This is a genomic window from Actinomadura sp. WMMB 499, assembly GCF_008824145.1.
GTDB lineage: Bacteria > Actinomycetota > Actinomycetes > Streptosporangiales > Streptosporangiaceae > Spirillospora.
On sequence record NZ_CP044407.1, the window covers coordinates 5,317,982 to 5,331,459 of the forward strand.

10 protein-coding genes and 1 pseudogene are annotated in these 13,478 nt (G+C 75.4%); 9 read left to right on the plus strand and 2 right to left on the minus strand.

The genetic code is table 11. The annotated features are described in order from the left end of the window. Window positions 1–8 precede the first annotated feature (8 nt). The 3 genes and pseudogenes from F7P10_RS23740 to F7P10_RS23750 all read left to right on the plus strand — a co-directional run. The gene (locus tag F7P10_RS23740) at window positions 9–722 is read left to right on the plus strand and encodes a Wzz/FepE/Etk N-terminal domain-containing protein (RefSeq protein ID WP_151012352.1); all 714 of its coding nucleotides are present in this window, start codon (window positions 9–11) and stop codon (window positions 720–722) included. After that, a complete protein-coding gene (locus tag F7P10_RS23745) occupies window positions 722–1,867 on the plus strand; it encodes a GNAT family N-acetyltransferase (protein WP_151012354.1) in 1,146 nt (381 codons plus the stop codon). The genes F7P10_RS23740 and F7P10_RS23745 overlap by 1 nt, the downstream gene beginning before the upstream one ends. 83 nt (window positions 1,868–1,950) lie before the next feature. Further along, window positions 1,951–2,907 (plus strand): annotated as a pseudogene (locus F7P10_RS23750) (glycosyltransferase); the annotation flags it as partial. Window positions 2,908–3,014: 107 nt separating this feature from the next. On the opposite strand, the gene F7P10_RS44580 reads toward F7P10_RS23750, so the two are convergent. Further along, window positions 3,015–4,019, minus strand: coding sequence for a glycoside hydrolase family 26 protein (locus F7P10_RS44580; RefSeq protein WP_254715981.1), 1,005 nt, complete (start codon window positions 4,017–4,019; stop codon window positions 3,015–3,017). A 275-nt stretch (window positions 4,020–4,294) separates the two neighbouring features. On the opposite strand from F7P10_RS44580, the gene F7P10_RS23760 reads away from it, so the two are divergent. The 5 genes from F7P10_RS23760 to F7P10_RS23780 all read left to right on the plus strand — a co-directional run bounded on the left by F7P10_RS23760 (window position 4,295) and on the right by F7P10_RS23780 (window position 10,600). Then, window positions 4,295–5,518: an ATP-grasp domain-containing protein gene (locus tag F7P10_RS23760; protein WP_176611632.1), complete on the plus strand. Its 1,224-nt coding sequence runs from the start codon at window positions 4,295–4,297 to the stop codon at window positions 5,516–5,518. A gap of 29 nt (window positions 5,519–5,547) precedes the next feature. After that, a complete protein-coding gene (locus tag F7P10_RS23765; protein ID WP_151012360.1) occupies window positions 5,548–6,795 on the plus strand; it encodes an FAD-dependent oxidoreductase in 1,248 nt (415 codons plus the stop codon). A 376-nt stretch (window positions 6,796–7,171) separates the two neighbouring features. Next, window positions 7,172–8,143, plus strand: coding sequence for a hypothetical protein (locus F7P10_RS23770; RefSeq protein ID WP_151012362.1), 972 nt, complete (start codon window positions 7,172–7,174; stop codon window positions 8,141–8,143). Between the two features lie 255 nt (window positions 8,144–8,398). Next, window positions 8,399–9,595 (plus strand): chaplin, encoded by a 1,197-nt coding sequence (locus F7P10_RS44585; RefSeq protein ID WP_151012364.1) that lies wholly within the window; start codon window positions 8,399–8,401, stop codon window positions 9,593–9,595. 306 nt (window positions 9,596–9,901) lie between these two features. Then, window positions 9,902–10,600 (plus strand): class E sortase, encoded by a 699-nt coding sequence (locus F7P10_RS23780; protein ID WP_151012366.1) that lies wholly within the window; start codon window positions 9,902–9,904, stop codon window positions 10,598–10,600. A 59-nt stretch (window positions 10,601–10,659) separates the two neighbouring features. On the opposite strand, the gene F7P10_RS23785 is transcribed toward F7P10_RS23780, so the two are convergent. After that, window positions 10,660–11,850 (minus strand): matrixin family metalloprotease, encoded by a 1,191-nt coding sequence (locus F7P10_RS23785; protein ID WP_151012368.1) that lies wholly within the window; start codon window positions 11,848–11,850, stop codon window positions 10,660–10,662. Window positions 11,851–12,311: 461 nt separating this feature from the next. On the opposite strand from F7P10_RS23785, the gene F7P10_RS23790 reads away from it, so the two are divergent. Beyond that, complete coding sequence (locus tag F7P10_RS23790; RefSeq protein ID WP_151012370.1) at window positions 12,312–13,352, plus strand: DUF2382 domain-containing protein; 1,041 nt, start codon at window positions 12,312–12,314, stop codon at window positions 13,350–13,352. The last annotated feature ends 126 nt before the right edge of the window (window positions 13,353–13,478 follow it).

Genomic DNA, 13,478 nt, shown 5'->3' on the forward strand with positions numbered 1-13,478 from the left:
GGCATGTCATGTCGAAGCGTGATTCTGTGCAGCAGGCGGGGCGCCGCACCGGCACGCCGGCGGCGCTCGTCCGCGGCGCCCGGCGCCGCACCGCCGTACTGCTGCGACGGTACGCGGTGCCCGTCGCGTTCGGGCTGATCGGCCTGCTGGGCGGCTTCGCCTACACGCTGTTCGCCACGCCGAGCTACACCGCGACCGCGTTCGTCCTGGTCGTCGAGGACGGCGAGCAGCCGGCGGGCGGCACCGCCGCCGGCTTCGCGCAGGCCTACGGGCGGCTCGCCCCGCTCCCGGAGACCCTCGCCTGGTCCGGGCGCCCGCTCCCGAAGGCGCCGCCCGGCGCGCTGCACGAGCACGTCCAGGCGTCCACCTCGCCCGACACCCCGCTGATCAAGCTGACCGGACGCGCCGAGTCCGCGCGGGACGCCGCCGGGTTCGCGAACGCCGCCGCCGACGCGCTCGTCCGGTACGGCAGGTCGCACAGCGCCGACACCGGCGTGCGCGTCGCGCTGATGGGCGTCGCGCAGCCGCCGGGCGCGCCCGCGTCGCCGAACCCGCCGCTGAACCTCGCCGTCGGGACCGCGTCCGGGATGCTCCTGGCCGGGCTCAGCGCCGCCGTCCTGAACGGGCGCGCCGGCCGCCGGGGCCGGCCCGGCACCCCGCGCGCCCGGCACCGCCCGCCCGCCGCCCCCGCGCCCGCCGCCGAACCCGTGGAGGTCCGCTGATGCCGGTGCCCGGCCCGGTCCGGCTGCTCCGCGCGGCCGCCGCCGTGCCGCGCGCCCGCGAACCGCACGACGCGTCCGGCTGGACGGCCGAGGTCCGCCGCGACGGCGCCGCGCTCACCGCGCTGGCCGCCGACCTGCGCGACCTCTACACCCGCTGCCCGGCCGCGACCCCGTTCCAGACCTGCGAATGGCTCCGGCCCTGGTGGGACGGGTACGGGACGCCCGGACGGCTGCGCCTCGCCACCGTGCGGCGGGGCGGCCGCCTCGTCGCCGCCGCCCCGCTCATGCTCGTCCGCCGCGCCGGGCTGCCGGTGCTCGTCCCGCTCGCGGCGCCGCACAGCGACGTCACCGACATCCTGCTCGACCCCGCGCACGCCGACGGCGCCGCCCCGCGGCTCGCCCGCGCCCTGCGCGCCGACCCCGGCTGGTCCGTGCTCGACCTGCCCGAGGTCCCGCCCGGCGCCGCCGCCCACCGGCTCGCCCGGCACTGGCCCGGCGGCACCTGGCGGGCACCGTCCTCGATCTGCCTCGAACTCCCCGACGCCGACGTGGCCGGCCTCATCGCCCGCCTGCCCGGCCGCGCCGCCGGGAAGACCCGCGCCCGGCTCCGCCGCATCGACCGGTGCGGCATCACCGTCCGCGAGGTCCCGCCCGACGGCGTCGCGGACGCCGTCCGCGAGCTGCTCGACCTGCACGTCCGGCAGTGGCGGGGTCGCCCGGTCAACCCCGAGCACACCCGCGACCGGTTCCGCCGCCACCTCGCCGAGGCCGCGCACGGCCTCGCCCGCGACGGCCGCGCGACCGTCCTGCGGTACCACCGGGACGGCCGCCTCGTCGCCGCCGACCTCGTCCTCACCGGCCACCGCTTCGCGGGCGCCTACCTCTACGGCGCCGTCCCCGACCTGCGCGACCACGTCGACGTCGGCCTCATGCTGCTCCGCGAGGACCTCGCCGTCGCCGGCGGCCGCGGCCTCAGCCTGCTGCGCGGCGCGGAACCCTACAAGTTCAAGTGGCGCCCCCGCCCCGTGCGCAACGAGCGCCTCGTCCTCGGCCGCGGCGCCGCCGCCCCCGCGTACGCGGCCCTGGTCCGCGCCCGCTCCGCCCTCGCCGCCCGCCGCCACCCGGAAGCCCGGCCCCATGACTGACCACGGACCGAAGCCCGCCCGCACCGCCCGTACCGCGTGCGGCGGTCTGACCGGGCGCGGCACCGATCGCCGGGTGCGGGCCCATGACTGACGCCGGGCGCGGGGGCGGCGGGGTGCGGGTGCTGCACGTGAGCCAGCCGGGGGAGGGCGGGGTGGCCGTCTACGTCGGCGCCGTCGCCGAGGACCAGCGGCGGCGCGGGTGGGACGTGGCGGTCACGTGCCCGGCGGGCGGCGACCTGCCCGCGCGGTGCGCGGCGGCCGGAGTCCCGTGGCTCCGCTGGGAGGCCGGACGGGCGCCCGGACCGGGCGCGGCGGGCGAGGCTCTGGCGCTGCGGCGGCTCGTCGCCGCGTTCCGGCCCGACGTCGTCCACCTGCACTCGTCCAAGGCGGGCCTCGCCGGGCGGCTGCTGCGGGCGCCGCACCGGACGGCGGTGATCTTCCAGCCGCACGGCTGGTCCTGGCTCGCCGCGACCGGACGGCAGCGCGCCCTCAGCCTCGCGTGGGAGCGGCTCGCCGCGCGCCGCGCGGACGCGCTGGTGTGCGTCGGCGCGGGCGAGTTGGGGGAGGGCGTGCAGGCGGGGGTGCGGGGCGCGTACCGGCTCGTCCGCAACGGCGTCGACCGGCGCCGGTTCACGCTCGCGACGCCCGCCGACCGGACGGCCGCGCGGGCCCGGCTCGGGGTGCCCGCGGCCGTACCGCTCGCCGTGTGCGTCGGGCGGCTGACGCGGCAGAAGGGCCAGGACGTGCTGGTCGCGGCGTGGCCGGACGTCCTGGCGCGCTGCCCGGACGCCCGGCTCGCGATCGTCGGGGACGGCGAGGACCTCGACCGCCTGCGCGGGGCCGGTGCGCGCGGCGTCCGGTTCGTCCCGGCGGTGGCGGACCCGCGCGACTGGTTCGCGGCGGCCGACGTCGTCGCGCTGCCGTCCCGCTGGGAAGGCCTGCCGCTGACCGCGCTGGAAGCGATGGCCACCGGACGCCCGATCGTCGGCTCCCGCGTCCCCGGCATCACCGAGATCATCCGGGACGGGACCGGTGCGCTGGTGCCGCCGGACGAGCCCGCGCCGCTCGCCGCCGAGCTCGCGACGCGGCTGCTCGTCCCCGGCATCGCCGAGAAGGAGGGACGGGAGGCGGCGGAGGTCGCGGCGGACTACGACCTGACCGGCACGCTCGACTCGCTGGCCGAGGTCACGCGGGGCGTCGCGGAACCGGACGGGCGCGGCGCGGCCGGGGACGCCGGGGCGCCCGGGGACGCCGGCGGGCTCGGGCTCGGGGGCGCGGGCACGCCGCCGAACAGGTCCCGGTAGGCGTGCGACGAGCGCGGGTTCTCGCGGCAGCTCCAGACGCCGTGCGGGCAGTAGTCGGTGATCGTCTGGTAGACGACGTCGTGCGCCCTGATCCATTGGTGCATTCCGTGGATGTACTCGGGATTGTCGGAATTGCGGAACAGGCCCCATTCGGGGAACGAGATCGGCTTTCCGCGCGACGCCGCGAACTCCGCATGATCCCGCAACCCGTACGGTTCGTTCACGTATTCGTCGAACGTCGCCCCGTGCGGCTGGTCGTAGGCGTCGGAACCGATGATGTCCACGACGTCGTCACCCGGATAGCAGTTCGTCCACGCGATCGCGTCCCGGCCGCGCGTCGGAGTGAAATCGAACCGGAACTCCGCGTCCGGAACGGCCCGCATCGTTTCCACGATGCGCCGCCAGTAGGCCCGCCACGCGCCGGGGTTCGGCGCGCACTGGCCGGTGTAGCTGTTGCCGTTCATCTCCCAGCCGAGGACGAGGACCGCGTCCTGCGCGCCCGCGCGGACGAGCCGCTCCGCGAGCGTCCGGTAGTGCCGGTCGAATGCGCCCGCCGCCCCCCGCAGCAGCAGCAGCGACATGATCGGGTACGGGATCCACTGCTCGTTGCGCGCCATCATCGGCACGTTGAGCACCAGCATGCGGCGCGGGTCCGCGTTCGTCCACCGCGCCCACGGCTCGATGATCCCGGCCGGGCCCTCGATGGCCTCCCAGCTGTCGCCCGGCAGGTAGGTGTGGCCGACGGTCACCGCCGAGCCGAGCCAGTCGGCGAAGTGCGGGATCCGCCGGACGCCCTCCTCCCCGGAACCGAGGAACGCCCCCAGCGGAACGTATTTCTCCGTCGTCACCGATGACCGTGCCCGCAGAAATGTCGGGAGTGCCGGAAAAGGCGCCAAGGGCGGCAAGTTGAGTGCGATGAGCGCCGCGGTCGTGGTTAGCGCCACGTACAGCGGGCACAACGGTATAGGTCGTTTACGGGAACGCCGAGAATGGATATCCGTTGCTCGCATGCGTATCCTTATGCCCGGCCGGGCGTGACCCGAACAAACCGCAAAGCGTCCGATGGAAAAATTTACCCAGTGATAAGGAATAACTCCGTGCGCCCCGACCCGCTGGAAGCCCGTTGAACGGCGACGCACGCGGCGCCGCGCCGGAACTCGACCCCGGCCTGCCGGTCCTGCTGCTGCGCACCGACCACAACCACTTCCACCACGGCACGCTCGGCGCGATCCGCTCCCTCGGACGCGCGGGCGTCCGGGTCCACGCCATCCTGGAGAGCGACCGCACCCCGGTGGCCCGCTCCCGCTACCTGCACCGCGGCCACCCGTGGGCGCCCCCCGCCCAGCGCCCGGCCGCGCTGCTCGGCCACCTCCGCATGATCGGCGAACGCATCCCGGACGGCCCCGCGCTGCTCCTCCCGATGGACGACGCCGGCGCGATCTTCGCCGCCGAGTACGCCGACGCGCTCGCCCCCCGCTTCGTCGTCCCCCCGCAGGACCCGGACGTCCCCCGCCGCGTCGCCGACAAGGCCCGCCTCCTCGCCGCCTGCGAGGAGCACGGCCTCACCGCCCCGCAGGCCCGCATCCCCGCGACGCCCGGCGACGTCGACGACGCCGCCAAGGTCCTCGGGCTGCCGCTCATCGCCAAATGGGCGCGGCCCTGGCTGCTCCCGCGCGGGCTCCGCAGCACCACGCTCGTCCACGACCGCGCCGAGGTCCACCGGCTGTTCGCCGCGTCCGGACACGACGCGGGCCCGCTCGTCCTGCAGCGCCGCGTCCCGCCCGACGGCGGCGACTGGTTCTTCCAGGGGTACTTCGACTCCGCCCGCCGTTGCCTCTACGGCGGCGTCGGCCGCAAGCACCTCGCGCACCCGCCGCAGGCCGGGCACACCGTCGCCGGCGAATGGGTCGACGAGCCCGCCCTGCACGACCTCGCCGTCCGCATCGTCGGCCTGCTCGGCTGCCGCGGCCTCGTCGACCTCGACTTCCGCCGCGACCCCGCCACCGGCGAGCACCACCTCCTCGACTTCAACCCGCGCATCGGCGCGCAGTTCCGGCTGTTCACCGACGCCCGCGGCCTCGACCTGGCCCGCGTCCTGCACCTCGACCAGTCCGGCCGCGCCGTCCCGCCCGCCGACCCCGCGATCGGACGCAACCTGCTGGTCGAGAACCACTACCTCCGGCACGCGCCGCGCACGGGGGCCCTCCGCCCGCTGCGCGCCGCCGACGAACTCGCCTGGTATGCGGGCGACGACCTGCGGCCCTTCCTCGCGATGGGCCGGCAGAGCGCGCTGCGCGCGGCCGAACGCCTCCGCGACGCGCGCCGGGACCGTCCGTCCCGATCCTGAACACATAACGACCGACACGGGGGAACCACATGAGCGACTCGGCCATCGACGTCGTCATCGTCGGCGCCGGGCCCTACGGGCTGTCGACCGCCGCGCATTTGCAGAACATCGGCCTGGACGTCCGCGTCATCGGCACGCCGATGCAGTTCTGGGACGTCGGCATGCCGCCCGGCATGTACCTGAAGTCCGAGCCCTTCGCCTCCAGCCTCGGCGCGCCGCAGCCGGGCATGGGCTTCACCGACCGCAATCCCGGATGGCGCCTCGGCCAGCCCATCCCCCTGGAGACGTTCGTCGCCTACGGCCGCTGGTTCGCGTCCGTGTGCGCGCCCGGCACGACCCCCGGGGAGGTCGTGAACATCGAACGCGGCGGCCCCGGCTTCGTCGTCACGCTCGCCGACGGCGAGGAGATCCCCGCCCGGGCGGTCGTCGTCGCCGTCGGCGTCGGGCCGTTCGCGCACGTCCCCGACGCGATCGCCGGCATGCCGTCCTGGCTCGTCTCGCACGCCAGCCACCACAGTGACCTCGGGCTGTTCCGCGACAAGGACGTCGCCGTCGTCGGCTCCGGGCAGTCCGCCCTCGAGACCGCCGTGCTGCTCGCCGACATCGGCGCCCGCCCGCACGTCCTGGCCCGCCGCGTCCGCCTCGACTGGAACCCGCGCCCGAGCGAGCACCGCCCCCTGCTCGAGAGGGCCCGCGGCGGCCCCCGCTCCGGCCTCGGCACCGGCTACCGCACGTGGCTGTGGGCCGAACGCCCCGGACTCGTCCGCCACCTGCCCGAGTCCACCCGGCAGCGGCTCGTCCGCGAGACCCTCCCGCCGGCCGGCGCCTGGTGGCTGCGCGACCGCTGCGACGAGCGGGTCCGCATCACCACCGGCGTCCACCTGCAGAAGGCCATCGAGTCGGGCGACGGCATCGCCGTCACCACCACCGACCGGCACGGCCGCCGCGACGTCGTCGAGGCCGAGCACGTCATCGCCGCGACCGGCTACGTCCCCGACCTCGCGCGCCTCACCCTGCTCTCGTCCGACGTCCGCGCCCGCGTGTCCACCCGCCTCGGCTCGCCCGTCCTGTCCCGCGACTTCGAGTCGTCCATGCCCGGCCTCTACTTCGCGGGGCTCGCCGCCGCCGCCACGTTCGGCCCGGTCATGCGCTTCGTCCACGGCTCGGCGTTCGCCGCGCGCCGGATCTCCGGCCACATCATCCGCACCGCCCCGCGCGGCCGCACCCCGCTCCGCCGTCCGGGCGGGGTCCCCGGACCGGACGCGCTCCGCACCTGACGCACCGTCCACCGCCTCACCCGGCGATCTCGCCCCGCGATGCCGACGCGCCCCGTGACCCCGGCGCGTCGGCATCGCCGTCCGCGGCGGTCGGGAAGCAGGGATCGGGCTCCGATGGCGGGCCGCGTCCGTGTTCCCGGGAGCGGGTGGCGACATATCCCCCAGAATCGGACTAATGACGGAGGAATGGTGTGGTCGGGCCGTCGATGGGGGCGTGCGGGAAAAGGTGGACGCGGTTCCGGGGAATTTGCCGGGACACGCGTGATCGGAATTGAAATAGCACCGTGATCGCGCCGCGAAAGTGCTACGGTCGATCTCGACCGACAGGGAACCGGCGCCGAACGGGCCGGGCGACGCGGGCAAGGAGATATCGGACGTGAACGCGGCACCGATCCAGCGCGAGGCCCACGGCCTCCGCGGTCGGCGTGCCCGCCTCGCGCGTTCGGTGGCCCGGCTGCTCGCGGTCGCCGGGTTCGCGCTCGCGGGCTGGATCGCCCTGGCGGCGCTGAACCACGCGGCGACGGCCGACGACGGGACGTCCCGGAGCGGGACCCCGCGCGACCTCGCCGGACCGGCCGACCTCGCCGGACCGGCCGACCTCGCCGGGCCGGCCGGGCCGGCCGCCGAGCGGGGCGGGGCCGGGTCGAACGGGTGGAACGAGCCGGGCCTGGCCACGCTGCGGCACTTCAAGCTGCAGCGCGACTGGTCGCCTCGGGAGACCGCCGACGTCGTCGCCGGCGACGTGCACGAGGTGCGCGAGCGTCCGGTCGAGTACCTGCGGGAACGCGGGCGCGACGTCGCCCGCGACGGGGACGCCGCCGTCCGCGCGCTCGGGGACGCCGCCGGCGTCCGGTCCGAGCGGTACCGCGATTCGGGCTCCGAGGGCGAGACCCTCGGGACGCTCGTCCGGCAGGTGACCGGCACCGTCTCGCCCGCCCGGCCGGAGGGCGACGCGCCCGCGGCCGGGACGCGGCAGGACGCCGCGGCGCCCGACCGGCCGGGAACGTCCGAAGAGCCGGGGTTCACCGCGAAGCCCGTGCACGTGGCCGAGGGCAAGGTCGTCCCGGCGCCGTTCGCGGGTGCCTTCGACGCGGCCGACCTGACCGAACCGTCCGGGTGCGCCACGTGCCGCGGCGGGCACGGTCCGCTCGACGCGCCGCCCGTCCTCCCGAGCCAGGAGAACCCGCGGAGCGGGTCCGGCTCCGGCGGGCACCCCTTCGCACCGTTCGCCGATCTGGCGACCGCGGTCGACCCGGCCGCGCCCCTCGCCATGGACCTGCGCGCCTTCCGCCGCACGTCCCTGAGCGACATCGCCGCGCCGGGCCGTCCGGCCGTCGTCCCCGACTAGCGGTTCCCCCGCTCCCGGCGGCCGCGCGCGATCGCGCGTCCCCGCCGCGAGGCACCGGCGGCCGATCCCGCGCCGCCCCGGAAATCACCTGCCTCACTGCTTTCCTCATGACGCCCCGTTCGCCGGGGCCGGGCGAGGATCGCAATTCCGAATGAGCATCGGCCTCGTCCGGCCGTTGCGCGCTGCGCACATCCGGAAGATGTCGTGCAGCCGATCCACCGATTCATCGAATCGCCGAAAAGACAGGAGCAACAAATGCGCAAGTGGGCCAAGCACACCAGCCGCGCCGCGCTCGTCGCCGCGGGCGCCGTCGCCGTCGGCGCGAGCTTCGGTTCCGCCGGGGCCGTCGCCAACGCCGACATGCGGACGGCCGGGAACTTCTCCATCCTGGGCGGCAACCAGGTCTACCTGCCGATCTCGATCCCGGTCGACGTCAGCGGCAACGCCGTCTCGGTCCTGGGCGCCTCGCAGGCCGCCTCCAAGGGCGGCGCGAAGGTCGAGAACGGGCGGCACGGCAAGCGCGGCGGCGACATGAAGACGTCCGGGAACTTCTCCATCGGCGGCGGCAACCAGGTGAAGGCGCCGATCAGCATCCCGGTCAACGTGTGCGGCAACGCCGTCGCGGTCCTCGGCCTGTCGCAGGCGTACTGCAAGGGCGGCGCGAAGGTCGAGAACGGCCACAAGGGCGGCCACCACAAGCTGCCGCCGACCCTGCGCGAGGGCGGCCACCACGAGGACGACGGCTACCGCTCCGCGTCCTCCACCGACCGCTGGGACCGCGGGTACGGCCACGGCGGCCACGGCCGCGGCGGCGACATGAAGACGGCCGGGAACTTCTCCATCCTCGGCGGCAACCAGGTGTACGCGCCGATCTCGGTGCCCGTGAACGTGTGCGGCAACGCCGTCGCGGTCCTCGGCCTGTCCCAGGCCAAGTGCAAGGGCGGCGCCAAGGTCGAGCGGTCGGGCGGCAAGCCCGACATGAAGACGTCGGGGAACTTCTCGATCCTGGGCGGCAACCAGGTGTTCGCGCCGATCTCGGTGCCCGTGAACGTGTGCGGCAACGCCGTCGCGGTCCTCGGCGTGGCCGAGGCGGCCTGCAAGGGCGGCGCGTCCGTCGGGGACGGCGGCGACCACAAGCTGCCGTCGACCCTGCGCAAGGGCAGCGCCCGCACCGCGCCCGGGCCGGAGCAGGTCACCGGTGACGTGACCTCGACCCTGCAGTCCGTCGCCAAGGGCGCCGTCGGGCGGGTCGCCGAGCCCGTCGCGAAGCCCGCCGCGAACCAGCGCGCCGCGGCCCCGTCCAAGCGCGCCCGCGTGGGCGAGACCGTGCGGGGCCTCGTGCGGTCGCTGAAGCGGACCGCGCCGGTCACCGAGACCGTCGGGGCGCAGCCGGTCGAGCTGCTGCCGCTGGACCGGACGCCCGTCGAGTTCACCTCGCCGGCGATGCGCTGAGCGAGACCGGAGTGACCGGGTCCGGAACGGACGGGACGGTGCGGTGCGGCTCCGCGCCGTCCGGTCCGGGACCGGCCCGGTACTGACGATCCGCGGCCGGTGCGGCGGCGGACCGGGCGACCGGACGCCACCGCGGGGCGTCGGGCGGCCAGGTCACGCCGCAGCGTTCGCGGGTCGGACCGATCGATCGATCGCTCGGAGGGGACGGCAGACGTGCCGTCCCCTCCGTGCCGTGTGACCGTGCCGTGTGACCGTGCCGTGTGTCTGTGCCGTGTGAGCGTCCGGTAGTGAGAGGAACGAGGCGACATGCCCTTGCGCAGGTTCAACCCCGCGGCCGTCCCGATGGCGGCCGCCCTCGCCGTTTCCGTGCTCGGCGCCCCCGGCGCGCGGGCGGCCGCGGCGCCCGCCGCGCCCGGACCGCTCGCCGACCCGGTCGCGGCCGTGTCGTCGGTGACGTCGGTGCTGGAACTCGATCCCGGACGCGCGGAACGCGCCGGTCCGGCGGCCGCCCCGGCCGGGGCGCCCGGCGGGACGCCCGCCGGGGCGGCCGCCGGGGCCGAGGGCCGGACGGGCGCGGACCGTCCCCGGCCCGGCGAGCGGATCGCGAGCCTCGCCATCGACCGGATCTCGGTGAAGGCGAAGGTGTTCGCAGGGGTGGAGGAGCAGGTGCTGCAGCACGGCGTCGGGCACTATCCGGGCACCGCGCGCCCCGGGGAACAGGGCAACACCGTCCTGCTCGGGCACCGCACCACGCACCTGCACCCGTTCCTCGACCTCGACAAGCTGAAGCGCGGCGACGCGGTCGAGCTGCGGGCGGGCGGCAGGACCCACGTCTACCGGGTGCAGGACAAGCGCGTCACGATGCCCGACGACCGCTCCGCCCTCGAACCCGTCCCGTACCGTCCGTGGAGTCCGCCGGACGGCGCGTACGTCACGCTGATCACGTGCCACCCGAAGGGGTCGGACGCCCGCCGCCTGATCGTCGTCGCGCGCCGCGCGTCCTAGGACCGGCCCGTCCGTCTCCGCGCGGCCCCGGGGCACGGGCCCCGGGGCGTCCGGTCCGGTCAGCGGGTGCCGTAGAGGGCGATCAAGCCGTCGTAGTCGCCCGTGCCGAGCGTGGACGGTCCGTCGTCGCACGGGCCGATGCTCGGTGCCATCGTGAGGTCCGAGCGGCCGCCCCTGACGTGCGACAGCCCGAGGACGTGCCCGGCCTCGTGCGTCACGACGGCCTCCGTGGCGAACGCGCCGCTCGGGCAGGTGCCCGAACCGGACCACCAGTCATGGCCCCGCGACTGCAGGGCCATGTCGGTCTCGACCGTGGTCGGCCCGACGAACCACGAGCAGGTCGCGGCGAGGACGTTGCCCTCGGCTCCGCCCATCGCGAGCCAGCCGAAGGTGTTGGTGCCGTCCCGCCGTCCGCAGGCCGAGGCGTTCGTGAGGTTCGGGGGCCGCGAGGTCTGCCCGGCGTACCTCTCGTACACGTTCGGCAGCGGGTTGAACTGCCCGTCGCTGCGGCAGTCGGTGCGCGCGTCGAACATGTTGGACACGCCCGCGGCGACGGTGCTGCTCGGCCGTCCGGTGCCGCCCGCGTGGTACCGCCACTCGACGGTCGCGCCCTTCGGCCACTTGCTCGGCTGGGACCGGTACCGGCCGTCCCCGCACGCGCCGCCCGGGGCCTGGGCCCCGACCGAGGCCTGGGCCCCGCTCGGCCGGCCCTTCGGGGACCGCACGCTGCGGGTGCTGATGATGATCTCCCGCGTCCGGTCGTCGACCTCGATCCGCAGTTCGGCGACGCCGTCGGTGAAGATCGAGTGGGCGGCCACCGAGGTGCCGTCGCGGGGCACCGTCGCGGTGAGCCCGCCCGCACCGGTCACCGTGCGTCCGCGCAGGTCGCACTCGGCGATGTCGATGACGTCCGGGATCTTCCGGGCGGCCAGCGGGCCCCGTTCGGCGCACCAGTTCGGCGGCGCGGAGACCATGGACGCCGCGTCGTCCAGGTAACCGTCGGCCGAGTGGCCGTCTGCCGAAGTGCCGTCGGCCGAAGCGCCGTCGACCGAGTAGGTGTCGACGGAGTAGGCGTCGGCGGGGTGGCCGCCGGCCGGGTCCGCGGCGGCCGGGACGGCGGTCGCCGGGGCGGCGACCAGGGCCGCGGCCGACAGCGCCCCCGCGATCCGCAGCCGCCGGGCGGTGGCGGACGGGCGGCGCCCGCGTCCCGTGCTCGCCGAGGGTGCGGGTGCCGGTGAGAAGTCGTCCATACCAGATCTCCGATGTGTCGCAGGCGTCCTCGCGCCTCGATCACCGGGCGCTCCCGTCGACAATGTTGCGCGACACGTGAAAAAGGAAACCGACCCTTCATAAAATGATCTCCATCTGACGTTTTCTGGCCATCTATAAATGGCCGTTCGTCGCCTTTGTGAGACTTTGGTGGTGGTGACGGTCCGTGGTCGGTGCGATCTCGGGTGCAGGTGGGTGGAGTGCAATAATTCGGTAGATAGTCACTCGGGGTTAGGTAAACAGGTTTATAAGCGTCCTGTTCGGTTACCTCCCCAGGGAATCCGGCATTCGGTACAACCACAACGAAGGGCACCGGGGTCCGGCGCCGGCGCCCGACTCGGAACCGCCGCGGCCGAGTGACGCGGCCGGGGCGCAGCGGCGCACCGGCCGGGGCCCAGCCTCCCGCCATCCGGACGCGGTCACGGAAACAGAGGTGTTCAACGTGCAGACACAGACACAGGTGCGGGAGCTCATGGGAATGAGCGTCTCCGACACCAACGGGACCAAGGTCGGCACGATCAAGCAGGTCTACCTCAACGACGACTCCGGCTCCCCCGAGTGGATCACGGTGCACACCGGATGGTTCGGGATGCGGGAGAGCTTCGTGCCGCTGACGGGCTCGCACAAGGAAGCGGACATGCTCCAGGTCCCCTACGACAAGGAGACCATCAAGGGCGCGCCGAACGTCGACGCCGACGAGCACCTGTCCCACGCCCAGATCGTCGACCTGTACCGGCACTACGGGGTGCGCCCCCCGGCGGGCGGCCGCACCGGGGGCGAGACCGGCGAGAAGGCCGGGCGGGAGCGCCCCGAGACCCCGGCCGAGGGCCGGGCCGAAGGCCGCGCCGCACCGTCCGGGACCACCGGCGCCGCGGGCGCCGCGGGGGCCGCCGGGGCGGCGGGTGCCGCGGGCATGGCCGTCCGCCCCGACCGGACGAAGCGCGATGCCGGCACCGCGGCTCCCGACGCCCGGGCCGGTTCGGCGATGCCCGGGCAGCGCACGGGCACCGACCGGACGCGCACCGACCGGACGCGAACCGAGGCGGAGCGCGCGACGGCCGGGACGACCGCCGGAACGGGCGCCGAGACCCCGGTGACGGAGATCGTCCGCTGCGAGGAGCAGATCCATGTGGGCACCGAGCGGCACGAGGCCGGACGCGTGCGGGTGCGCAAGTGGATCGAGACCGAGATGGTGGAGCGGACGGTGCCGTGCGGGCACGACGAGATCAAGGTCGATCGGGAGCCGGTCGGCGAGGTGCAGCCGGGCACCCGCGTGACGATCACCGAGGACGACAAGGAGATCGTGCTCTACGAGGAGCGGCCGGTCGTGACCAAGGAGGCGGTCCCGGTCGAGCGGGTGCGGATCCGCACCGAGCGGGTCGAGGACGAGCAGACCGTGCGCAGCGAGCTGCGCAAGGAGCGCGTCGAGGTGACCCGCGAGGACGAGGCGCGCGGCGAGCAGCCCGCGCGGGGGAAGCGCTAGCCGGGCCCGGAGCCGGTGGACTGGTGGAGGCGGCCCGTCCGGGCCGCCTCCACCAGTCCACGCCCGTGTCCGGGAGGGCGGCGCGGCCGGGTGTGGCCACGCCGCCCCGCCGTTCGCGGGCGCCCC

Excerpts from the sequence above, each read along its gene's own strand:
- F7P10_RS23765 (WP_151012360.1), top strand. The coding sequence starts at position 5,548 with ATGAGCGACTCGGCCATCGACGTCGTCATCGTCGGCGCCGGGCCCTAC.
- F7P10_RS23740 (WP_151012352.1), top strand. The coding sequence starts at position 9 with ATGTCGAAGCGTGATTCTGTGCAGCAGGCGGGGCGCCGCACCGGCACG.
- F7P10_RS23745 (WP_151012354.1), top strand. The coding sequence starts at position 722 with ATGCCGGTGCCCGGCCCGGTCCGGCTGCTCCGCGCGGCCGCCGCCGTG.
- F7P10_RS23785 (WP_151012368.1), bottom strand. The coding sequence starts at position 11,850 with ATGGACGACTTCTCACCGGCACCCGCACCCTCGGCGAGCACGGGACGC.
- F7P10_RS44585 (WP_151012364.1), top strand. The coding sequence starts at position 8,399 with ATGCGCAAGTGGGCCAAGCACACCAGCCGCGCCGCGCTCGTCGCCGCG.
- F7P10_RS23780 (WP_151012366.1), top strand. The coding sequence starts at position 9,902 with ATGCCCTTGCGCAGGTTCAACCCCGCGGCCGTCCCGATGGCGGCCGCC.